This is a genomic window from Sphingobium sp. Cam5-1 (assembly GCF_015693305.1).
Taxonomy (GTDB): Bacteria; Pseudomonadota; Alphaproteobacteria; order Sphingomonadales; family Sphingomonadaceae; genus Sphingobium.
Map to the genome: position 1 here is coordinate 1 of NZ_CP065140.1, position 21371 is coordinate 21371.

A 21371-nucleotide genomic window follows, 5' to 3' on the forward strand; every position below is an offset into this window, starting at 1 on the left:
ATGAAGCCGTCAAGTCCAAGCCCCACTTTGCCCTGGCGGGGCATAGTCTGGACCATCATCATGGCGGCCGCGGCTTATGTCATCTTCTTCCTGCACAGACGCCGGATCATGACGGAAGAACAGTTGATGCTGTCCATTTTCGTCCTTGTCCCGATATCGACCTTTCTGTTGACGGGGCATGGCCAGGATCGATCGGGGTAATCAAAACAACGCAAGTGCCTCGGCGGAAACAGGCCTCATCGACCGCATCATGGGAGTGAAGCGACCCTGCACAAATTCGCCGCAAAACTATTGCAGGCAACCATCAATATTTTGATCTATGGAACGCCAAGGAAGATCATTAGTCAGCCCGGCATGAAGGGGGCAGGTGCACGGTCATTTTCGAACGTGACAATCCCTCATGTCACGGTTGCCAGAGATGACGGTTACGCTCGCAGAGCCGAATAGACGCCTGCAACTTCCCTCGTTTAAACTCGATCCACAGAAGCTGCTTTTTTCCCTGAGCAGCCTGCTCGCGGCAGCCATCACGCTGGCGATCGCGTTTTCGGCAAGCCTGCCTCGGCCCTGGTGGGCCCTTCTCACGGTCTATGTGACCGCGCAGCCCATGGCGGGCGCATTTCGTCCGAAGGTCTTTTATCGCTTGGGTGGGATCGCAACAGGCGCACTGGCGACCATCCTGCTTGTTCCCAATCTGCAGAATTCTCCCGAATTGCTGGTCTTGTGCCTCGCCGCCTGGACGGGCTTTTGCATTTATCTTGCTGTTCTGGATCGAACACCTCGAGCCTTTCTGTTCCAGATGGCAGCCTTCAGTTCGGCTGTGATCAGCTTTCCCTATCTGGACGATCCCGCCAATATCTTTGAGACAACCATCGCGCGCGTCGAGGAAATGACGGTCGCGATCCTTTGCGTGACTACCGTCCACGCCCTGTTCCAGCCGTGGAGCGCAACGCCGGTCATCCGGGCAAGGGCGCAGTCCTTTCTGGGGCACGCGCGCCGGTGGGCGGCCGAAGCGCTTTCAAGCCAGCACACCAGGCTCGAATATGAGCATCGCCGAATGCTGGCGGCGGACGTCACCGAACTTGGCATGATCGCGATACACCTGCCGTTCGACCAGCGGTGGGCTCCCGCGACCCGGCGCCGGGTGACAGCGCTTCAGCAACAATTGGCCAATATCCTGCCACTGGCATCGGCATCGGCGAACCGTCTCGATCTGTTGCGGGCAGATCAGGCGCTTGGTCCTGATCTGGCGCGGCTGCTCGATGATATATCCGCCTGGCTGACGGACAAGGAGAGCAGGCCGGGCGAGGCCGCATCGCTGATCCGGGAATGCCAGCGCATGGCTACAGATGCGGAATCAGAACGAAGCTGGACCTCCCTGCTGACCGCGAGTGCTTGCGCGCGGATGGCCGAATTTCTCACAGCCATGGCTGCGAGCAGAAGACTTGCTAACAGGATCGGCAAGCCGGGACGGGGCGGCGACAAGGCTTTGGCCCAGACGTCTTTTGCTCTTGCACGCGACCATGGCGTGGCAGCTCTGGCGGGTCTTGCAACCGCGACCGCAATCATGATCTACTGCGCGGTCTGGATCCTGCTTGCCTGGCCGAATGGGTCTGCAACTGCAGCCTTTGCCGCACTCATCACATGTTCATTCGCGGCTCAGGACGATCCGGCACCAGTCATCGGCCGCTATCTGCTGGCAACGCTCAAGACTTTCCCGCTGGCGGCCCTCTACCTGTTTGTCATCTTGCCGCGGGTGGATGGCTATGAAATGCTGATCATCACGCTGGCGCCTGCCCTGCTGTGGATGGGATATGTGCAGGCGGATCCCAAGCGGTCGCCGCAGGCGCTGCCGATGTTTTCCTGCTTCATTGTCGCCATGGGCTTCCTTGCGCGTTTCCAGGCGGACTTCGCCCTGTTCATCAACACCGGACTGGCGCAGCTTGGCGGCATCGTGACGACACTCGCGGTCACGAAGATGTTCCGTTCGGCCAATGTGCTCTGGACGGCACGCCGCATCTTGCGCGCCAATTGGGCCGACATGGCGCAGCTGGCGGACATTCGCAGGCCATTCACGCCACAACGCTGGACGGCGATGGCGGTCGATCGGCTGGGGCAGGTTGCAGCCCGGATGGCGATCGTCGCGCCGGGCGATGATCTGCATGCTGCCGACGGCCTTGCCGACCTGCGCATCGGGCGCAACATCATCCCCCTGCGCAGGGCGCTGTCCCATGTGCCCCACGATGCCCGGCACAGTCTCGGGGCCGTGCTGGCGGGCCTGACGCGCTTCTATTCCGTGCGCTGGCGAGGAGGCAGGGCAGACGCGCCACCCCCGACACTCCTGTCAGCGATCGACCGCGCCTTGCATGCCTTATTAGGTCTGCCGATGGACGAATTTCGACGGTCGGCGCTTCGCGCACTCGTCGGCATGCGGTGCAATCTGTTCCCGGGCGCCATGCCGCCGGCCATCGCAGCAACGGCATGATCGAGGAAATCCATCTGCTCGGCGTGTATATGCCCGCCGCATTGCTTTGGGGCGTGCTGGCGATCGTACTGGTCTATCTGCTCCGCGCACCGTTGCAGCGATTTCCCCTCTATCGCCTGCTCTGGCATCCCAGTCTGCTGGAGCTGGCCCTGTTCATTCTGTTCTGGTGGGGGTTGTCCGCCCTTGCCGATGCCTTCCTCTATCGATGGTTCGCTTCCTGATATGCTGCATCGCCAAAATCTTTTGCGCTCGATTGTGACGCTGCTCGTCATCCTCGTCATCCTCGGCGGGATCTACGCCCTCTGGTTGCGCTATCAGGTTGAACCTGTCACGCGGGATGGCAAGGTCCGCGCGGACATGGTTCCGGTAGCTGCCGACGTGGGTGGCCTCGTGACGGAAGTGCGCGTCAGCGATAATCAGCTCGTCAAAAAGGGTGATATCCTCCTCGTGATCGATCGCCCGCGCTATCAGCTGGCGCTTGAGCAGGCGAGCGCGAATGTGGCCAGCCAGCAGGCCGCGCTGGCGCAGGCGATCCGGGAAGACCGGCGCAACCATGCGATGACCGAAGTAATCGCAACCGAAACCGTTGAGCAGGGACGGGCGAGGGTAGACCAGCTGCGCGCCAGTGTCGGTCAGGCGATCGCCGCCCGCAATCTGGCCCGTTTCAACCTCGATCGCACCTTTGTTCGCGCGCCGGTTGAAGGCACGGTTGCGAACATGTCCTTGCAACCGGGCGTCTATCTTGCGGCAGGCAAGCCGGCGCTGGCACTTGTTTACGACAAGTCGATGCGGGTGGAGGGATATTTTGAAGAAACCAAGCTGCCTGCCATTCGCGTTGGCGATCCCGCCAGCATTTATCTGATGGGCGTTGCGGACGAAATCCAGGGACATGTGCAGAGCATCGCTGGCGGCGTCGAGGACCGCGAACGGGCGGGTACGGACGGACAACTCGCCAATGTGAACCCTTCCTTCACGTGGGTTCGACTGGCGCAACGCATTCCGGTGCGGATCACCATCGACAAAATTCCCCCGCAGGTACGGATGATCCCCGGTCAGACTGCAACCGTCGTCGTCCATCCCCGCAAGGACGGACGCAGCGCACACCGGAGTCTGCCATGGTAAGGGGTGCGCACTATCTTGGTCTCGTCGTCATGCTGGGCGGTTGTGCAAGTGTTGGGCCCGATTACCATGTGCCCGGCGCTGCGATGATCAACGCCCCTGGCGCGGCCCAACCTTTCCTTTCAGGCACACTTGCGACGAAGGCGGAACCTCTCCCTGACCATTGGTGGAAACTTTATGACAATCCAGCGCTCGACGCGCTGATCGAAAAGGCGCTGGAAACGAACACGGACCTGCGCGTGGCCGAAGCCAATCTGCAGCGCGCTCTTGCCCTGCTGGACGCGCGCGCCTCGACCCGGGAAATTCAGGGCAGTCTCAACGCGGAGACAAGCTATGCCCAAAGATCGGGCGAGGCAGAACTGCAGCACGTTCAGCCCCCCGTTCGCCAGATCTACAACGCGGGTGTCAGCGTCAGCTATGACCTTGATCTATTTGGACGCCTCAAGCGCGGGATTGAGGCTGCCAGTGCTGATATGGAAGCCGCTGTTGCGGCGCGGGATCTGGCGCGGGTCAATGTGGCAGCGGAGACCGCTCGCGCTTATGCCGACGTTTGCAACGGTGGCTATCAGATTGACATGCTGATGCGGTCAATCGCACTTCAGGAGAAAGGCATGCAGATCACCAGGGTGCTGATCAGTAATGGTCGTGCCGCGCCTTATGAGTTGGATCGCCGACGCGCGGCGCTCGCAGGCAGCAGGGCGCGCCTGCCCCGGCTCGCAGCCGGTCGGCGCAACGCCGTCTTTCGCATAGCGGCGCTGCAGGGAAGAGTGCCAAGCCAAGCGGACATGGAACTCCTCGATTGCCGTCGACCGCTGGAACTGGCGCAGGTGATGCCGGTTGGTGATGGACAGGCACTGCTAAAGCGCCGGCCTGACATCCGCATGGCGGAACGGCGCCTCGCGGCATCGACTGCGCGCATCGGCGTCGAGACGGCGGCGCTATATCCCGATATCCGCCTGGGTGCCTCGGCCGGATCGACTGGCGCCGTAGCCGATATTCTGTCGCCACTCACCAATCGTTTCGGATTTGGCCCTCTCATCGGCTGGACGCTCAACCGCCACGCAGCGCGTGCACGGATCGCCGCCGCCCAGGCGCAAGGCAGCGCCGATCTCGCCGCATTCGACGGCGCGGTGGTCAAGGCTCTGCGCGAAGTCGAGGCAGCGCTCAACAGCTATGATGCGGGCTTGCAACAGCAACAGGAACTGGATGAGGCGCGCGAGGAGGCCGAACGCGTGGCACGACGCATCACGCAACTGCGCCGCGGAGGCAAGATAGCCGAACTACCCGCAGTCGAGGCGGAACGTGATCTTGTGATTGCAGAGCAAGCTGCCGCCGAGGGCAGGGCAGCCGTGAATAACGACCAGATCACCCTTTTCCTGGCTCTAGGCGGAGGCTGGAAAGCGTCAACCATCGGGGAATGAAGTCATCGTTCTGTCTCAGAGACCTTCTCATCTTTCGTCGACATCCCGCGTGACGGTAATATTGTCCGCCTTTCCATCCTCCAGATGCAACGCCACCGTCCAGATAGCATCGGCGGGATAATAGTCGTTGATGGTGATCCTTTGAGCGTTGCTACATCTGGCCGATCGAGGGTCGCCTGCCACTCCGGAACATCGTGCCCCGGCTTTTTCGAGCATCTCGAGAGCACCCCAAAAAGACGTTCCGATGGGCACGGCCTGCAGCAGGGACGCTTTGGCGTGCTGCATATCGCCGTACCATTGATAGTCGCTTTCCAACCCCTCGAAAGTGAAGGATCGCGTCGCGGAGGCTTCCGCATGCGCCGCCGGTACTGCGGACAACATCAGGATGGCGGAAATGAATTTGCATGATCTCATCGTCGGGACGTCTGCTCGCGGTGAATGTCTCATTGTTCTAACGGAATAGGCTTGATTAGCGTAATGCATAATCTTGCGATCGGGGATGAGCAAATCTGTCGGGTGATCGGCGGCAGCGAGGGCGGCCGTTCCTTGTTTCGCCGTTGGCCATGTCCCCTTCATCCGCGTTTCATGCCATGAAGACAAGGATCCGCGCAATTTCATCCGATTGTGCGGGACAATCATGACAGTCGATGCAGCCCGCTTTCCTCATGCAGCCGTGCCTTAAGAGCGGCGATGCAGATGGCGATGGCTTGTATCCCATGGATCCCGACCCACGCTCCGCTTTCTCCATGGACATGTATTTCACGGCCATGTGTTTCGATCCAGCATCCGGGGGGCACAAGCGTCGCAGCTGCGGATTGCAAGGCCGAATATCGAAGGGCGCGAGCATGGGTTCCATCAATCTGGCGCCACACGCCCGGACCAACTCTCGGGAGGTCGCCCAAGCCTGGGAAAACCGCTAACGAAATCCGGGCATCCAGCCCCCGATTGGGAACGGTGGCGCCTACACAGGCCGCGATGGCCGCCTTGAGTTCCAAATTGTCCGCGATCATGTCCGCCCAGGGCATGTAAAATGATCGCCGGCCATCATCTCTGCTCGGTAATGAAGGGATTGATGACGGGTGGGCAGACCCTTCGCAGACGGCCATCGCCGATGGCATACACCCATCCATGAAGAGTCAGTTCTCCTGATTGTTCCCAGGCGCGTCGCACGAACGGGTTGGCAGCCAGGGCCTCGACCTGCATCCTGACATTGAGTTCGCAGAGCTCATTTGGACTGACCGGAATGGTTTCAGCTTTGCGCGACTGGCTTTGATGCAGATCTCGTATCGGAGCCAGCCAGTGGCCGATCGCGTCCTCAGTCTCTGTCGCCATCGCCGCCTGGATGCCGCCACATCCATAGTGACCCACCACGATGACATGATGAACTTCGAGGATTTCGATGGCAAATTGCAGCGCCGCAGCCAGGCTGGGATCGTCCCTTTGGGCGAGATTGGCTACATTGCGATGCACGAACATTTCACCTGGATCCAGGTCGACTATTTCGGTTGCCGGCACGCGGCTATCGGAGCAGCCGATCCAGAAGTATCGCGGACGCTGCTGGTCCACGAGACGGGTGGAGAAGGTGGGATCACCATGAGTCTTGGCTTCCGCCCAGGCCCGATTGCTCTCAAACAGAGATTGCAGGGCCCCGTCCCCCGGAACTGGCCTTGCGTCTCCATCCTCTTGGAGCATAGCATCCTGCCTATTGATGGAGATCGACAATCCGCAGATAGGGCTTGAGCGTTTTGTATCCTTGCGGGAACTGCCGGTTAGCCTCCTCTTGGGAAAGCTTTGGCGAAATCACGACGGGTTCGCCCGGGAGCCAGTTCACCGGGGTCGCAATGCTCCGGGTATCTGTGAGCTGGAGGCTATCGATCGCGCGCAGAATTTCTGGGAAATTCCGACCCGTGCTCGGTGGATAGGTGAGGATCAGCCGAACCTTTTTGGAGGGGTCGATCACGAATACGGAGCGGACCGTCACGGCTGGATCGCTTTCCGGATGGATCATGTCATACAGCCTCGAGACGCGAGCGTCAGGGTCGGCAATCATCGGGAAGTCCAGTGCGACGCCCTGGGTGTCGTGAATGTCTTCTTCCCACTTGCGATGGGCTTCGACCGGATCAACGGAGAGGCCGATGGGCTTGACGTTGCGTTTGTCCCATTCCGGACGAAGCCTGGCGACCTCGCCGAGCTCTGTCGTACAGACCGGCGTGAAGTTCTTGGGATGGCTAAATAGTACGGCCCAATGCGATCCCAGCCAGTCATGGAACCGGATGCGGCCGTGCGTGCTGTCCTGCTCGAAGTCGGGGGCGATCTGCCCGAGATGGATCGTCATGAATCCTCCTTTTTCCGCCCCCAATGTGCGCCAGCAAATGCGATCAAACAAATGAATGTTATTTCTTGTTGAATACAATCATTTTACGGACACAAGGGCGATGGTGGCCATCGGGTCGTGACCGTCATGGCCGCCGACAAGAAGAGGTGGGCGGAGAGCAGCGCACGCCGAACCCCAGTCGTCCAGGAGCAAAAATGGGCTTGGGCTATGGCTTCCGCTCATGCCTGCTCCCCGTTGCCCGCTTCCGGTTTCGAGCGGCCCGGATCGGCTCCGAACGTCAAGGGCCATACGTTGTACAATTCTGGTGGAGGAGCGACCTCCTCACAATCTCCATAGGGGCAGCGCGGTCTTTGCTTCCCGATATCAGAGGCCGCAAATGCACCTATGGCCGCCGCCACGATGAAGCAGATCATGGATGGCAGGAGCCCATCGTCAATGAAGTTCCGATGATGGAGATAATATACGCCTGCAACGAGGCCAATGGTCAGTAACGTCAGTGCGAAGGCCAGCCAGCGACCCATTCTGCCTGGGGGAGCCGGCTCATGCCAGAAGGGTCCGGGGTGTTTCATGGTCTGGTGCTGACCTTGGCCGGCGCGATGGGGGACGTGGCTGCGGCCACGGCGATCTCTCCTTGTCGCCATACCTTCTCCCTGCTAGGCACATATCAAGCAAATGATTATTATTGCGCATTAACCGCAAGGATCGGCATAGATGGACATCGGCATCGCCCGCACTTTTCTCGAGGTGGTGAAGACCGGTAGCTTCGTAGGCGCGGCGAACAATCTGCATCTTACGCAGACCGCCGTGAGCGCCCGCATTCGCGTTCTGGAAGAGCAGCTCGATCGGCCTGTATTCATCCGAAACAAGGCAGGCGCAAAGCTGACCCAGGCAGGTGAACAGTTCCTTCGTTTCGCCACGACCCTCGTTCAAGTGTGGGCGCGCGCACAACGGGCAGTCGCACTCCCGCCGGGTCGTGAAACAGTGGTCACGGTGGGGGCCGAGCTTAGCTTGTGGAGCCCGTTGCTGCGACACTGGCTGTTATGGATGCGGCGCGAATGCGCCGAAATCGCCGTGAGCACGCATATAGAGGCGTCCGAGCGCCTGATGGAGCAAGTTCAGGACGGAACACTCGATGTCGCCGTGCTTTACGCGGCACCCAGCCGGCCCGGAATCATCGCCGAACTTCTTTTCGAAGAGAAATTGGTGCTTGTGCGAACCACGCCGACCAACGCGCGGCTTGAACCCGAGGACCATGTCCAGATCGACTGGGGTGAAGAATTTGCGGCGAGCTATCAGGCGGCCTTTCCTGATCAGCCCAACGCGGTCGTGTCGATCAGCTATGGCCCTCTGGCGTTGGATTATATCCTCGCAACGGGTGGCAGCGGTTATTTCCGGAAAGGTTTCATTCGCCCCTATCTTGAGGAAGGGCGCCTCGCGGTTGTGCCAGGTAGTCCTGAATTTTCCTATTCGGCCTATATGGTTCATTCCACCAAGGCGGATCCCGGCGTGATGGACCGTGTCCGGGCCGGACTCCATGCCGCAGCAGCGATCGCGATATGATGAACGAGCCTTCCTCCCCGGTGTGTTACGGCGCCGGCGCCGATGACCAATATATGGGCTTTGCTTCACGCGACGAAATTGTCGCCGCTCTCAACGAACTGCTTGAAGCGGAGCGGGCTGGCGCTCGCATTGCCCTGGCCAGCGGACGTGGATCGGAGAACGTGCGTTTCTCAGAATTGATGCGGATCATACGGGCGGATGAGGCATATTGGTGCGCCATGCTGTCGCGGCAGATTCGAGGGCTGGGCGCTGTTCCTTCCCGTCGCACGGGAGCATTTTATGGTCGCGCGATGGACATCGTGGACCCCCATGAGCGCACGCTGTTCCTTAATCGGGGCCAGTCCTGGGTTGTACGCAAGCTTCAGGCTCTGATGCCGCGGGTCAGGGATGAAGTTCTGCACATGGATTTGCAGAGAATGGCTGAAAGGCATGGGACGAATATCAAGCTGGCAGAAGCGTTTCTCCAAGACGCCGGCTGATCGATTCCAGTCATGCCGTGACCCGCCCATCGGCGTGACTGCCCGCTCAGTCGGACAAAAACTGGGCGCCGAAATAACCACAATAATATCTCTTCAATCACCTAATTATATTCATTTGATTCAGGCAATACGGTAGACAATAGGACCTCGAAAAAGATTGAATGGCGCGGGGGAAATCAGCGTGTTGAAATGGCTCTTGGACAAATCGCCGATCCATAAGGCGAGAGCAGCAACATGTCCGAGCGGCGCCATCGACGGGATGTGGGCGGCGCTCGATCTTGCCGAGCGTCGAATGATCTTCGCGCCTGTGAAACTGGAAAACACCATCATATCCGCGCTGGTGGACAGTGGCACCTCCCGGACCATCATCAATAGCGGCCTGGCCAGAGAATTGGGATTGGTGCCGCTGGGAGAGACGTCTGTCACGTCCTTTACACGTCGTGTCGCCGGTGTGAGTTATCGGGCAGCAACAATGGAATTGGCTGGCACGATCTTGAAGGATTTCGTGTTCGATAGCTACGAGACGGCAGACATAGAGGCGTTGGCACGCCGCCAACTGCCCCTGATAGTGGGACGCGATGTCCTGAAGAAGATCGATGTGGAGATCGATTTTATCGGGGATCGCATTCGCTGGATGTCCCCCGGACCACGGCGGAATGTCAGGCCCGGCCTCAGATTGCCGCTATGCGGCGAACGTGCGGCCTTTCCGTCGATCGATCTGGCCATTGAAGGCATGACACAGGAAAGATGCCTGCTTGACCTGGGCAGCGATACGCCGGTCACGATGTCCGCCGCGTTTGCCAAAGAGCGCGGCTTGTTTGAAGGACGCCGCCAGTCGACCGCGGTATCAATTGGCCTTGAAGGCGTTCTGACAAATATCGCGTTTACACTCCGCAACGTGAGCATCGGTGACTTTGCTTGGCATGATGTGCCGGTGCAAGCTGTGGAGAACTGGAAGCTTGCGCAACCCATATCCGTCGGGTGGCCATTGTTCCAAGCCTTTCACATCGTTCTGAGCCTGGGCGCCAGGACGATGGACATGACGGCAAACAGGCAAGTCCTCGCTTCGCCAATTCCGAGAGACAGGCTGGGAATTTCCGGCCGACGGGAAGAACAGAGACTTGTCATCTCCCATGTCGCCCCGGGCAGTCCTGCCTGGCATGCCGGATTGCGCGGCAACGATGTCCTGGTAAACGTCGATGGCCGCGCGATCAGCCGTTGTTACCCCGCGCCTGGAGATCGCGTCGGCTTTCGGGCGCCAGGCAGCGTCGTCAGGCTGGGCCTCGCCGATGGCCGCACCCTCGAGATCATGCTGATAGACTATTATTGAAAACCTCAGGTCAATCGAGGGCCGAGAGCCACTATCCGCCGATATAGCACAATATATTTCATGTGAACGAGAAATAACATTCGTTTGTGTTATGTTATCGTTCCGCGCAAAAAGCCTGGGCGTGAAGCGGCTTCGTAACAAGCCCAATGCGACAGCGATATCCGTGAGGATGGATTTGCCGTCGGGAAGGAGCTGGGCGCCGAGGAACGAGGACGATGTCTGTATCGGAACCGCCAGGGCACTCCCTTTCCCTGGAACAGAGGCGACAAGTGGAGGCACTGGCCCAGTCGCTCACACCGATGCAGGCGGTCTGGCTTGGCGGCTATTTCACCGGGTTAGACGTCGGCTTGCGGCAACCCCTGACGCAGCCGGCGTCTACCAAAACAGCCGATCTGCGCTCTTTGACCATAATATATGGAACGGAGACAGGAAATGCCGCCGAGCTCGCAAGGACGCTCAAGGCCGCAGTGAATGCCAGGAGCATGGACTGCATCGCGGTCGACATGGCCGATTACAAGACACGGCAGCTGGCGCAAGAGCAGGACCTGCTCATTATCGTCAGCACCTATGGGGAGGGGGATCCTCCTCAGCCGGCGACCGGCTTTTTTGAATTCCTCGAGGGCCGCAAGGCGCCGCGGCTCGAGGGAATCCGGTTCGCAGTCCTTGCCTTGGGCGACCCAACCTATGAATATTTCTGCCAGGCTGGGAAGAGGCTGGACCGGCGGCTGGAGGAACTTGGAGCGGCGCGGCTTGCGCCGCGCGTCGAGTGTGACGTGGACTATGAGGAACGGGCAGAACAGTGGATCGCGTCGGCGTCTCCTGCGCGACAACAGGCAGAGCCAGCGCGAGGGCAAGCGTCCCCAGCGCCCATTTTGCATTCACCCGGCGATGCTATCATCATTCGGATGAGCGGCTATCCCAACGGCTGCTCGCGTCCCTATCTCGCCGAGATCGGTCTTACCGGCAGGGCGCCGGGCAAGTACAATCTGTATCTGGGCGGCGGCTTTCACGGCGAACGCCTCAACCGCATGGTCCGCGAAAATGTCGGGGAGCCGATCATTCTGCAAGTGCTCCGGGATGCAATCGGGCGTTTCGCCCGCGAACGTGAAGCTGGTGAGCATTTCGGCGATTTTGCCGTTCGCGCCGGCATCGTCCGGGCGGTTAGCGAAGGGCGCATGTTCAATGAATGAGGAGGATATGGCGGCCATGCATCCTGAAACGATCGCGGCAGCTTTCGGTGTTGCGACCGATACGGCCTATGGCGCGGTCACGCCACCGCTTTATCTCTCGAGCACATATGAATTTGAGGCGTTCGGGAAGCCGCGACTATATGATTATGGACGCGCGGCCAATCCGACACGAGATCTCCTTGCGGATGCGATCGCCGCGCTCGAAGGCGGGGCAGGGACTGTCATCACTTCGAGTGGAATGTCTGCTCTTGATCTTCTTGTCGGCGGTCTGCGCCGCGACGAACTCGTGCTGGCCCCACATGATTGCTATGGCGGTACGATGCGCCTGCTCAAGGCACGCGCGAAACTTGGTCATTGTTCGGTCCGCTTTGTCGATCAGACGGATGATGCAAGCCTCTTGAGCGCTTTGAGCGACGCCCCCGCCCTGGTGCTGATCGAAACCCCCAGCAACCCGCTCATGCGTGTGGTGGATATCGCGGCGCTCGCGTCACAGGCAAAAAAGGCGGGCGCAGCGGTTGCTGTCGACAACACGTTTCTTACCCCGGCAATCCAGCGCCCCCTCAGCCTGGGCGCGGATTATGTCATCCACTCCACCACGAAATATCTCAATGGACATTCCGACGTGATCGGCGGCGCGATTGTCTCAGCGCGGGCAGACGAGGCGGATCGATTGCTTTCCTGGGCTAATGTCATCGGTACGGCGGGCTCCCCGTTTGATTCCTGGGCGACGCTCCGGGGATTGCGGACGCTATTTGCCCGCATGGCGTTCCAGCAGAGCAACGCTATGGCGATAGCGCGCCATCTGGAGACCCATCCGGCCGTCTCTCGCGTCCATTATCCGGGACTTGTGAGACATCCCGATCACTCCATTGCATTGCGGCAGCAGCGAGGGTTCGGCGCCATGCTGAGCTTCGAGCTGGCTGGAGGGGTCGAGGCAGTTCGCCAATTCATGACGAACGTCAAATTCTTCACGGTCGCTGAATCGCTGGGGGGCGTGGAGAGTTTGGTCTCCCATCCAGCCACCATGACCCACGCGGACATGGGCGAGGAGACGCGGGCTCTGGCAGGCATCAACGACAGCTTGCTACGGCTATCGGTCGGCCTTGAGGCGGAAGGAGATCTGATAGCGGGTCTTGAGGTGGGTCTTGCGGCATGCCGGGGCTAGTCGATCAGGGCATCGCTGAAGCGAGAGGAGAATGGAATTGCCTGGCTATGTGATTGCGGTCGATGTCTTCGGCCTTGTTCTTGTTTTCGTCGGCTTCAACATGGCGTTCCGTCAACCGTTTGTCCGCCGTTTGCTCGGCCGTGCGTCCGAGCCGCCTCGGTCACGCGTCCCAACCGGTCAGGAGGAAGATCCGCTGACCTATATTTTGAGGATCGCCGGAGTCATGATCATGGTCTTCGGCATTGCTATCGGAGGAATGCTGACGCTATTCAATCTGGATTAGATCACCTCGGCTGTGGCCGGGTGATTGGCATCATCCCGATATTATCTCGTCCAAAAGAATGGGAAGGATTCGATGATAGCGACAGCAAATCATGGGTGCGCTGCTCATTTGCCCGGCCGCCTCCCCGTTCATAGCCCGACGGCCTGGCCCTGGACGATCGATGGCCGCGAACCTTGTAGATTTTCTCTCCCATATCGAAGCGATGCTCAACGGCGCAACGATACTCGGATAGTGAAGAGGTTCCCGGCGTCCTGCTTTGGAGGTGTCAGTCAAGACCGAGATGATTTCGACGTCCTTCTCGAGGGGAGAGCCCAGACATCGCGTTCTGCGGCCGACCCGCGGCTGGTCTGGATACGCTCATGAGCGGCACGATCGATATCAAACGGATTTACGAAACCGCCAGCAGCAGTGATGGAAAACGTGTCCTGGTCGATCGCCTCTGGCCAAGAGGTGTCTCGCTTCACTCTGCGGCACTCGATCTATGGCTGAAGGAAATCGCCCCCAGCGCGGACTTGCGCAAATGGTTCAATCATGATGCCACGCGTTTTGCGGCCTTCCGCGACAGGTATCGCCTGGAACTTGATGCGAACCCGGACATATTGGCCCAAATCTACAAATTGGCCGATCAAGGGGACGTGACATTGCTCTATGCCGCGCATGACCGACGTGTGAATCACGCGGTGGTCCTGGCCGAATATCTGAAGGAGCACGGATGCAGGCTCCGGCATGCGAGCAATGTCGCGTGATTATACATCCACGGAGCGGAACGAAAACGAGTGCCCGGTCGCAGCCGCGCCCTAAATAAGATCTGCCGAGATCCCGGCCGTCGTTCGGCAGTCGGTTGCACGGCAAAATGGATGCCGATCCGTGGGGGCAGGCTGCTTCGGATCGGCATCCGCCAGCGGGGCGGCCGCTGGATCGACTTATGTGAATGGGGCAATGACAGGGGTGATCAGTTACTCCGGTGTCCGGCGAATTGTTTTGCCGCCTCTTGATCATCCCGCCTTGGCTCCGTTGCGGAATTAATGTGATAACCATCTGCAAGAACAGCATATTTTGGACCAGCAAAGAGCGTATCCGGCGTGTGCCACGCCTTGCTGACGGTCATCTGCTTGCCGCCGAGCATCACCTTTTCACCAGGCTGAGGCAGCTGGGAGAAATAAAGTGCTCCATGCAATTTTGCGCTCGGAATATCCTGGCCCAGATAAATGGAAACAAGCATCATTTTCCTCTCTATGAGATGTTCACGGGTATCTGTCCCACTCACTAAGGTGAGGGCAGTCTTTCCCTTGCTATGGTTCCACCAGCATGAGGACATGCGCGGGGATCAGGACGGGGTTCGCGCGACGTTTGTCGCCGTTCATGATGTCATGCAAATGAATATTATTGCATCTTAACTTGAAACTATTTCATCGATGAGCGTCTCTGAGACATTATCGGTTAACATGAAAATATTTTCACTCATTATAATTTAAAATTATCTTTTTGAACTTTTATCCGGATGTTACAGGCCGCGAACGGTCTTTTCCTTCTCCATCGTGACTGCTCCAACCAGCGTCCAATAGAATTCCAGATCGTTCAACCGGTCGTTGTTCTGATCCATGAACATGCTTTTGCGATACATCCCATCCAATGAAGTTGAACGATTATAATTTTATTATTCATCAGGACTATGGATATGTCTTTCGCTCTTTCTAAAACCCCAATGCCAGATCAAGAGGCCCGAGTGAATCAAGGACCAGGCCTTTCTCCTGCATCTATCCGCGGGTTTCGACTGGCAGAGAACATGCTCAACGAGGCAGGACTTCGGTTGAATGGGAATGACCCTTGGGACATTCGTATCTACGACAGCAATGTCCCAGGGCGCGTTCTTGCACAGGGGAATCTGGGATTAGGCGAAACCTATATGGCCGGCCACTGGGATTGCCCTGCGCTGGATGAATTCTTCTCCCGATTACTGCGATCGGGCATAACAGACATGGTCAATCCTGCTTCGCTCCTGCTGCATGCCTTGCGCACCCGACTGACGAACCGTCAAAATCGCAAGCAGGCCTGGAAGGTGGGGGAGCGGCATTATGATCTTGGGAATGCATTTTATGAGCGCATGCTGGATCCGCTCATGACCTATACCTGTGGCTATTGGAAGGAGGCGACCAGCCTGGCTGAGGCACAGATCGCAAAGCTGGATCTCATTTGCCGAAAGCTTCAACTGGAACCGGGAATGAGAGTCCTCGACATCGGCTGCGGATGGGGCAGCTTCATGGCTTATGCTGCTGAAAATTATGGCGTCCAGTGCGTCGGCGTCACAATCTCCAGGGAGCAATGCGACTGGGCCAAGAGGCATCATTCCAGCCCGCATCTCGATTTCAGGCTCCAGGACTATCGGGATATGCGCGAGACATTCGACCGCATCGTGAGCATCGGCATGTTCGAGCATGTAGGTCGCAAGAATCATCGAACCTATATGGAAGTAGCGGCGCGCTGCCTTGAAGATGACGGCCTGTTTCTCCTCCACACGATCGGCAAGAACCGTAGAAGAAACATACCCGATCCCTGGATTGACCGTTATATCTTCCCGAACGGAGACCTTCCATCGATAGGGCAGATCGGGGATGCCGTAGACGGCCTTTTCATCGTTGAAGATATGCACAATTTCGGCGCGGATTATGACAAGACATTGATGGCGTGGCATCGCAACTTTGAGAATGCCTGGCCGGAATTCGAAGAACAGCTGGGTGAGCGCTTCCGTCGCATGTGGCGATATTATCTGCTTTCCTGCGCGGGAGCGTTCAGATCCCGGGATGTTCAGTTATGGCAATGGGTCTTGGCGAAGAAGGGCATTCCTGGCGGATATCAGCGTCCCAACTAAAAGTCGGTTTATGAGCCGGTCGACCTGATTGCGCCTCTGCCCCGCGGGAATTGCCCTGCTCGTGCATCTCATAGCGACGCCCCGGCGTCCCGGAAGCACTCCCACGCAAGTCGCAGAATTCCTTGCCTTCACAAGGGAGCATGTTTGACTCGTCCGGTGCGCGCGTGCAATGAAGTGGCTATGCATTCACGCAGCGATCATGTGCGCTTCCGCTACCAAGGGGGACAGCTTCTCGCGGGCATCTAGCCCCGGGTTTCGGCGCGTCTTGCTCCGGACTCGGGGCAAATCGACAGACTGCCGCTCGCCGGAAGGCGTGTGACAAATCCTCTCGAAAGACAATGCCATGGCTAGAATGCCCAACCGGGGAAGTCCCTCCGTCAATCTCATAGACAGCGAAGCCGAGAGCCTCACCAATCTTGCTCTGGGTGCTGCGAACAGCATGCCGCAGGTCAGCGAACTGCTGCTGGGCGAAATTGCTCGCGCGCAGACCCATCGCGTCGAGCAGATCCCTCCAGACGTGGTTACCATGCACTCCTCGGTCGAATTTATCGACGAGGCGAGCGGTATCGAACGGACTGTCCAGATCGTCTACCCGGCTCAAGCTGACATCGGCGCGGGGCAAATCTCTATCTTGACCCCTATCGCTGCGGGCTTGATCGGACTTCGCGAGGGCCAGTCCATCAGCTGGCCCGACCGGGAGGGCCGCAAGCGAAGGCTGACCATCGTCAAGGTTACGCAGCCGACCCGCATTTGAGCACGACAGATCTGCATTCCAGCAACATTAATGGGAGACGAGGAATTGCCCCGGATCGACGAGAAACTTCTGCCGATATTTGAGGATGTGCTCAGACGTAATGCGGGCGAGACCGAGTTCCATCAGGCGGTGGAAGAAGTGCTTGAAAGTCTGGGTGTCGTTGTAGCCAAACATCCAGAATATATGGACAATGCGTTGATCGAACGGATCTGCGAACCGGAAAGACAGATCATCTTCCGCATACCCTGGGTCGATGATCATGGACAAACGCATATCAATCGCGGTTTTCGCGTTCAGTTCAATTCAGCATTGGGACCCTATAAGGGCGGCCTGCGCTTTCATCCGTCCGTCAACGTTGGAATCATCAAGTTTTTGGGGTTCGAACAGACGTTCAAGAATGCGCTGACGGGACTACCGATCGGCGGAGGGAAGGGCGGTTCGGATTTCAATCCACGCGGGCGTTCCGACGGTGAAATCATGCGTTTCTGCCAGTCCTTCATGACCGAGCTCTACCGCCACCTGGGCGAGTATACGGACGTTCCGGCTGGCGATATCGGCGTCGGCGCCAGGGAGATCGGCTACCTCTTTGGCCAGTATAAGAGATTGACGAACCGCTATGAAGCGGGGGTGTTGACCGGCAAGGGGCTCATTTATGGCGGTTCCAGAGCCCGCACCGAAGCGACGGGATATGGCACGGTCTATTTCGTCGATCAGATGTTAAAGACACGGGGCGCGAGCCTGGAAGGCAAGCGGGCTATCGTTTCCGGTTCAGGCAATGTCGCGATTTTCGCGATCGAGAAGGTCCAGGAATTTGGCGGAAAAGCGATCGCCTGCTCCGATTCGTCAGGCTTCATTGTCGATGAAGCCGGGATCGACCTCGAACTGCTGAAAGAAATCAAGCTCCTGCGTCGGGAGCGGATTGCTGAATATGCACGACTGAAGGGCGCCGGCTCCTATTTCGTGGAGCAAGGAACGGTTTGGGAAATACCGTGCGATGTTGCTTTACCGTCAGCGACCCAGAATGAGTTGAACGGCCATGATGCGGCCACACTGATCCGTAACGGCGTGATCGCGGTGGGTGAGGGTGCAAACATGCCTTGCACCCCCGAGGCCGTTCGCCTGTTCCAGAATGCGAATGTGCTCTTTGGTCCGGCAAAGGCGGCCAATGCGGGAGGTGTCGCCACATCAGCGCTTGAAATGCAGCAAAATGCCTCGCGCGATAGCTGGACCTTCGAGGAAACCGAAGCGCGGCTGGCCATGATCATGCGCCGTATCCATGACAGCTGCGCCGAAACGGCTGAAGCTTACGGCGCGCCGGGCAATTATGTATTGGGCGCCAATGTGACCGGCTTTGTCCGGGTAGCAGAAGCCATGCAGGCCATGGGGGTTATCTAAGGACGCCTGATGCGGCGTAGTGATGGTCACTTTCCAGGCGCGGAGTGACCACCTGCGGCTCTCCTGGCCGGCAAGAAGGCATATCAAGGGCAACAGCTGCCTTCCTGGAGCTGGCAGCGTCACGGCCTGTTCTTGTCAATATCGCAGAACGGCTTCCCCGGAACGCGGGTCTGTCAATGCGACATTCTCAAGCGCCTGGATTCGCCACATCATGTCCTGCCTGGCAAGCACGGCGAGTATCAACGTATCCACAACATGGGGTCCGGCCGGATGCGCCGTGCCGGCGGCAAGGCGGCTCCAGAAATGGACGACAGTTGCGTCTTCCCCGATGGGAGTGAGGTCGATCAGTTCATTTTCCAGCGTCGAATCCCGGTAGATTGTCGCATGAACGGTGCGGTGAAGTTCGATGATGTCGCCCACGCCGCGCACATAGCGGCCAAATCGGTTCACAAAGGTCGCATCTGCATGAAAGAGCGCACCAAGGGCCTCGACATCGTGGTTGTTCCAGGCCGTCTCGAATGCCTTCGGCATGTCCTGAGGTTGTATGGGATCACCTTTTTCACCCATGAGTCCATCAATCATGCTGCGCTGGAACAGTCCGTCTGCGCAGACGTGTCGCAGTCCACATCCCGAGAGGGAAAGCTTGGATCATACAGTGTGATGTCCTGCGATTCTTCGTAACGATGCGCCTTTGGCATATCATTTTGCGCCCCCCTTCGCTCCGACAAAACGGGCACGCCCCATCTCTGCAGCGCGATTTGCGCTGCGTGCCTTCAGGAGATCCTGGCGCGACAGGATGCCAAGAACCCGCCTTGTCCCAGCTTCTATGATCGGAATACGCCCCACGCCGGACTCGACAATAAGGTCAGCGACAACCCCGCTTGGTGTGTCGGGATAAGCGACCGGCTGCGCCGCGTCCGAGGTGGCGTCGACCAATGGCGTTTGATCCTTTTCCCTGTCGATTTGCCAGCGCAGTGCATCCGAACGCGACACAAGGCCGAGCAGGCGCCCCTGTGCATCTGTGACGGGATAGCTACGATGGACAGCATCGTTCGAGAAAAACGAAACCGCAGCCTCCACGGTCATGTTGCCGGGCAATGTGGCCGGGTCGGGGGTCATGATCTGGCTCGCCTGGAGCAGATCAAGGGGATCGACGGTATACTCCTGCAGAATATGGCGCCCGCGTCGTGCGATCTTCTCCGTGAGGATCGAACGGCGCATCAGCAAAACGCTGATGGCATAGGCAGTTCCTGCCGCAGCGATGGTATAGGGTATCGCATCAAAATGGCCTGTGAGCTCAACAGCGAAGATTGCGCCCGTCATCGGCGCGCGCATGGCGCCACTCATGATCCCGCCCATGCCGATCATGGCCCAGAAACCCGGATCGCCCGGAAGAAATTGCCCCAGCAAGAATCCGGCGGCGCCGCCAAGGATGAGGAGAGGCGCAAGTACGCCGCCCGACGTTCCCGATCCGAGGGCAACCAGCCAGACGATCGCCTTGACAACGAGAAGTGCCGCGACAACTTTCAGGGGCAAGGACGCATTGAGGAGAGCCTCGATACTGGCATATCCCGCGCCAAGAACATGCGCGTCGATCAGTCCGCCCAGGCCCACGAAGATCGCGCCTATGGCGGGCCACCACATCCAGTGGAATGGCAGGCGATGAAAAAGATCCTCGATGCGGTAGAGCGACGTCGACAATATGGCGGCTTCAAGACCGACAACAAGGCCCACTCCGACCGACCCGAGCAACGCCCAGCTATCGCCCGGCAGTAGCGTTTCCATCGGGAACATCGGGCCTGACCCGATGAGCAATGGGCGCCATGCGTACGAAACAAGCGCACCGACCACCACAGGCACGAAGCTGCGCGGCTTCCATTCGAAAAGCAAGACTTCAACCGCAAGGAGGATCGCCGCGAGGGGCGTTCCGAAAATGGCGGTCATGCCCGCTGCCGCCCCTGCTACGAGCAAAGTTTTGCGCTCAGCGGCGCTGAGATGGAAGCATTGCGCGAACAGGGAGCCGATCGCGCCGCCGGTCATGATAATCGGCCCTTCCGCGCCGAACGGTCCACCGCTACCGATCGAAATGGCCGATGACAGCGGCTTGAGAATGGCCACTTTCAGGGAGAGGCGGCTTTCACCAAAGAGGATCGTTTCGATGGCTTCAGGAATACCATGTCCACGGATCTTCTCGGATCCAAAGCGCGCCATCAGGCCGACGATGAGGCTGCCCACCACCGGTATGATGATCACCATGGCTCCAACTGACGCGTCGGTGATAGCCGCGTGATCGGCAGACAGCCGACCAAACCAGAACAGGTTGGTAGCAATGGCGATCAGCTTCACGAGCACCCAGGCGCCGATTGCGCCTCCCGATCCAACGACAGTCGCCATGCTGGCGAGCATGATCATGCGGCGATCGGCACTATGATCGGCGAGTTGGTGAGTCTCGGCAGCGCGTGGAGGTGTAAAGGACATGAATTAGGTTTATCCTGGGAAGACGACGCACCACCCGTTATATCGTGTCACGATACACTTCAACCGATGAGGCAAAGGATTGAAAAAGAATCAAGCCCTGGCAGACGCCGACTATGTCGCGCTGGCCTCCTTTCGACACGTCATCCGTCGCTTCCAGGCATTCAGCCAGCAAAAGGCGGTGGAGGTGGGATTAACCCCTCAGCAGCATCAGGCGCTCCTGGCGATCCGGGGCTGCACCGCGGCTGAAGCGACGGTGGGCCATGTGGCTGAATGCCTGGTCCTCAAACCACACAGCGCCACCGGGCTGGTTAATCGGCTCGAGGCGCTGCAGCTGATCACACGCGAGGCGTCGGACCAGGACCGCAGACGTGCGCTCCTACGTTTGACGCCCAAGGCGTTTGCGATGCTCGATGCGCTCTCCGCAGCACATCGCGAGGAGATTCGACGTATTCGGCCTTTGTTCGCCGACGTATTCTCTCAACTCAGTTGAGCAGTGAGGCAGAGTTATGCC

The 21371-nt window shown here is 58.8% G+C and carries 21 protein-coding genes and 1 pseudogene; 16 read left to right on the forward strand and 6 right to left on the reverse strand.

Features of this window, described 5'->3' with window-relative positions; genetic code table 11:
- From IZV00_RS18605 to IZV00_RS18625, 5 genes and pseudogenes are all read left to right on the forward strand, one after another.
- Window positions 1-201: pseudogene (locus IZV00_RS18605) on the forward strand (hypothetical protein); the annotation flags it as partial.
- Window positions 202-418: 217 nt separating this feature from the next.
- On the forward strand, window positions 419-2482 hold the full coding sequence (locus tag IZV00_RS18610; protein WP_196227611.1) for an FUSC family protein: 2064 nt from the start codon (window positions 419-421) through the stop codon (window positions 2480-2482).
- Entirely contained in the window at window positions 2479-2703 is a 225-nt protein-coding gene (locus tag IZV00_RS18615; protein WP_196227612.1) for a DUF1656 domain-containing protein, read from the forward strand. Before IZV00_RS18610 ends, IZV00_RS18615 begins: the two co-directional genes overlap by 4 nt.
- A gap of 1 nt (window position 2704) precedes the next feature.
- The gene (locus tag IZV00_RS18620) at window positions 2705-3604 is read left to right on the forward strand and encodes an efflux RND transporter periplasmic adaptor subunit (RefSeq protein ID WP_196227613.1); all 900 of its coding nucleotides are present in this window, start codon (window positions 2705-2707) and stop codon (window positions 3602-3604) included.
- The gene (locus tag IZV00_RS18625; protein ID WP_196227614.1) at window positions 3598-5022 is read left to right on the forward strand and encodes an efflux transporter outer membrane subunit; all 1425 of its coding nucleotides are present in this window, start codon (window positions 3598-3600) and stop codon (window positions 5020-5022) included. The genes IZV00_RS18620 and IZV00_RS18625 overlap by 7 nt, the downstream gene beginning before the upstream one ends.
- 27 nt (window positions 5023-5049) lie before the next feature.
- On the opposite strand, the gene IZV00_RS18630 is transcribed toward IZV00_RS18625, so the two are convergent.
- The 3 genes from IZV00_RS18630 to IZV00_RS18640 all read right to left on the reverse strand — a co-directional run bounded on the left by IZV00_RS18630 (window position 5050) and on the right by IZV00_RS18640 (window position 7357).
- A complete protein-coding gene (locus IZV00_RS18630; RefSeq protein ID WP_052628282.1) occupies window positions 5050-5598 on the reverse strand; it encodes a hypothetical protein in 549 nt (182 codons plus the stop codon).
- 468 nt (window positions 5599-6066) lie between these two features.
- A complete protein-coding gene (locus IZV00_RS18635; protein ID WP_196227615.1) occupies window positions 6067-6714 on the reverse strand; it encodes a carbonic anhydrase in 648 nt (215 codons plus the stop codon).
- Window positions 6715-6724: 10 nt separating this feature from the next.
- On the reverse strand, window positions 6725-7357 hold the full coding sequence (locus IZV00_RS18640; RefSeq protein WP_196227697.1) for a peroxiredoxin: 633 nt from the start codon (window positions 7355-7357) through the stop codon (window positions 6725-6727).
- A gap of 711 nt (window positions 7358-8068) precedes the next feature.
- Here IZV00_RS18640 and IZV00_RS18645 point away from each other — a divergent pair.
- The 7 genes from IZV00_RS18645 (at window position 8069) to IZV00_RS18675 (ending at window position 14110) form a co-directional block, all read left to right on the forward strand.
- A complete protein-coding gene (locus tag IZV00_RS18645; RefSeq protein WP_048574898.1) occupies window positions 8069-8917 on the forward strand; it encodes a LysR family transcriptional regulator in 849 nt (282 codons plus the stop codon).
- A complete protein-coding gene (locus IZV00_RS18650) occupies window positions 8914-9396 on the forward strand; it encodes a DUF6306 domain-containing protein (RefSeq protein WP_196227616.1) in 483 nt (160 codons plus the stop codon). Before IZV00_RS18645 ends, IZV00_RS18650 begins: the two co-directional genes overlap by 4 nt.
- Before the next feature lie 259 nt (window positions 9397-9655).
- Entirely contained in the window at window positions 9656-10726 is a 1071-nt protein-coding gene (locus IZV00_RS18655) for an aspartyl protease family protein (RefSeq protein WP_230463511.1), read from the forward strand.
- Window positions 10727-11025: 299 nt separating this feature from the next.
- Entirely contained in the window at window positions 11026-11916 is an 891-nt protein-coding gene (locus tag IZV00_RS21275; RefSeq protein ID WP_084694430.1) for a flavodoxin domain-containing protein, read from the forward strand.
- Complete coding sequence (gene metB, locus IZV00_RS18665; protein WP_196227617.1) at window positions 11909-13081, forward strand: cystathionine gamma-synthase; 1173 nt, start codon at window positions 11909-11911, stop codon at window positions 13079-13081. The genes IZV00_RS21275 and metB overlap by 8 nt, the downstream gene beginning before the upstream one ends.
- Before the next feature lie 37 nt (window positions 13082-13118).
- On the forward strand, window positions 13119-13364 hold the full coding sequence (locus IZV00_RS18670; RefSeq protein ID WP_196227618.1) for a hypothetical protein: 246 nt from the start codon (window positions 13119-13121) through the stop codon (window positions 13362-13364).
- Window positions 13365-13723: 359 nt separating this feature from the next.
- Window positions 13724-14110, forward strand: a complete 387-nt coding sequence (locus IZV00_RS18675) for a DUF488 domain-containing protein (protein ID WP_044663393.1) — start codon at window positions 13724-13726, stop codon at window positions 14108-14110.
- A 206-nt stretch (window positions 14111-14316) separates the two neighbouring features.
- Here the strand turns inward: IZV00_RS18675 and IZV00_RS18680 are convergent, their stop codons facing one another.
- Window positions 14317-14589, reverse strand: a complete 273-nt coding sequence (locus IZV00_RS18680) for a hypothetical protein (RefSeq protein ID WP_196227619.1) — start codon at window positions 14587-14589, stop codon at window positions 14317-14319.
- Between the two features lie 453 nt (window positions 14590-15042).
- Between IZV00_RS18680 and cfa the strand changes: the two genes are divergently transcribed.
- The 3 genes from cfa to gdhA all read left to right on the forward strand — a co-directional run bounded on the left by cfa (window position 15043) and on the right by gdhA (window position 18382).
- A complete protein-coding gene (gene cfa / locus IZV00_RS18685) occupies window positions 15043-16233 on the forward strand; it encodes a cyclopropane fatty acyl phospholipid synthase (RefSeq protein ID WP_230463512.1) in 1191 nt (396 codons plus the stop codon).
- Window positions 16234-16576: 343 nt separating this feature from the next.
- Window positions 16577-16987 carry a nucleoside diphosphate kinase regulator gene (rnk, locus tag IZV00_RS18690; protein WP_196227620.1) on the forward strand — a complete coding sequence of 137 codons (411 nt, stop codon included), beginning with the start codon at window positions 16577-16579 and terminating at the stop codon, window positions 16985-16987.
- Window positions 16988-17017: 30 nt separating this feature from the next.
- Entirely contained in the window at window positions 17018-18382 is a 1365-nt protein-coding gene (gene gdhA, locus IZV00_RS18695; protein WP_196227621.1) for an NADP-specific glutamate dehydrogenase, read from the forward strand.
- A gap of 135 nt (window positions 18383-18517) precedes the next feature.
- Here the strand turns inward: gdhA and IZV00_RS18700 are convergent, their stop codons facing one another.
- Window positions 18518-18964, reverse strand: coding sequence for an SgcJ/EcaC family oxidoreductase (locus IZV00_RS18700; protein ID WP_196227622.1), 447 nt, complete (start codon window positions 18962-18964; stop codon window positions 18518-18520).
- A gap of 117 nt (window positions 18965-19081) precedes the next feature.
- Window positions 19082-20860, reverse strand: coding sequence for a chloride channel protein (locus IZV00_RS18705; RefSeq protein WP_196227623.1), 1779 nt, complete (start codon window positions 20858-20860; stop codon window positions 19082-19084).
- Window positions 20861-20939: 79 nt separating this feature from the next.
- On the opposite strand from IZV00_RS18705, the gene IZV00_RS18710 reads away from it, so the two are divergent.
- Window positions 20940-21350, forward strand: coding sequence for a MarR family winged helix-turn-helix transcriptional regulator (locus IZV00_RS18710; protein WP_044663382.1), 411 nt, complete (start codon window positions 20940-20942; stop codon window positions 21348-21350).
- Window positions 21351-21371: the final 21 nt, after the last annotated feature.

Excerpts from the sequence above, each read along its gene's own strand:
- IZV00_RS18610 (WP_196227611.1), top strand. The coding sequence starts at position 419 with ATGACGGTTACGCTCGCAGAGCCGAATAGACGCCTGCAACTTCCCTCG.
- IZV00_RS18615 (WP_196227612.1), top strand. The coding sequence starts at position 2,479 with ATGATCGAGGAAATCCATCTGCTCGGCGTGTATATGCCCGCCGCATTG.
- IZV00_RS18620 (WP_196227613.1), top strand. The coding sequence starts at position 2,705 with ATGCTGCATCGCCAAAATCTTTTGCGCTCGATTGTGACGCTGCTCGTC.
- IZV00_RS18625 (WP_196227614.1), top strand. The coding sequence starts at position 3,598 with ATGGTAAGGGGTGCGCACTATCTTGGTCTCGTCGTCATGCTGGGCGGT.
- IZV00_RS18630 (WP_052628282.1), bottom strand. The coding sequence starts at position 5,598 with ATGAAGGGGACATGGCCAACGGCGAAACAAGGAACGGCCGCCCTCGCT.
- IZV00_RS18635 (WP_196227615.1), bottom strand. The coding sequence starts at position 6,714 with ATGCTCCAAGAGGATGGAGACGCAAGGCCAGTTCCGGGGGACGGGGCC.
- IZV00_RS18640 (WP_196227697.1), bottom strand. The coding sequence starts at position 7,357 with ATGACGATCCATCTCGGGCAGATCGCCCCCGACTTCGAGCAGGACAGC.
- IZV00_RS18645 (WP_048574898.1), top strand. The coding sequence starts at position 8,069 with ATGGACATCGGCATCGCCCGCACTTTTCTCGAGGTGGTGAAGACCGGT.
- IZV00_RS18650 (WP_196227616.1), top strand. The coding sequence starts at position 8,914 with ATGATGAACGAGCCTTCCTCCCCGGTGTGTTACGGCGCCGGCGCCGAT.
- IZV00_RS18655 (WP_230463511.1), top strand. The coding sequence starts at position 9,656 with ATGTGGGCGGCGCTCGATCTTGCCGAGCGTCGAATGATCTTCGCGCCT.
- IZV00_RS21275 (WP_084694430.1), top strand. The coding sequence starts at position 11,026 with ATGCAGGCGGTCTGGCTTGGCGGCTATTTCACCGGGTTAGACGTCGGC.
- metB (WP_196227617.1), top strand. The coding sequence starts at position 11,909 with ATGAATGAGGAGGATATGGCGGCCATGCATCCTGAAACGATCGCGGCA.
- IZV00_RS18675 (WP_044663393.1), top strand. The coding sequence starts at position 13,724 with ATGAGCGGCACGATCGATATCAAACGGATTTACGAAACCGCCAGCAGC.
- IZV00_RS18680 (WP_196227619.1), bottom strand. The coding sequence starts at position 14,589 with ATGATGCTTGTTTCCATTTATCTGGGCCAGGATATTCCGAGCGCAAAA.
- cfa (WP_230463512.1), top strand. The coding sequence starts at position 15,043 with ATGTCTTTCGCTCTTTCTAAAACCCCAATGCCAGATCAAGAGGCCCGA.
- rnk (WP_196227620.1), top strand. The coding sequence starts at position 16,577 with ATGGCTAGAATGCCCAACCGGGGAAGTCCCTCCGTCAATCTCATAGAC.
- gdhA (WP_196227621.1), top strand. The coding sequence starts at position 17,018 with ATGGGAGACGAGGAATTGCCCCGGATCGACGAGAAACTTCTGCCGATA.
- IZV00_RS18700 (WP_196227622.1), bottom strand. The coding sequence starts at position 18,964 with ATGATTGATGGACTCATGGGTGAAAAAGGTGATCCCATACAACCTCAG.
- IZV00_RS18705 (WP_196227623.1), bottom strand. The coding sequence starts at position 20,860 with ATGTCCTTTACACCTCCACGCGCTGCCGAGACTCACCAACTCGCCGAT.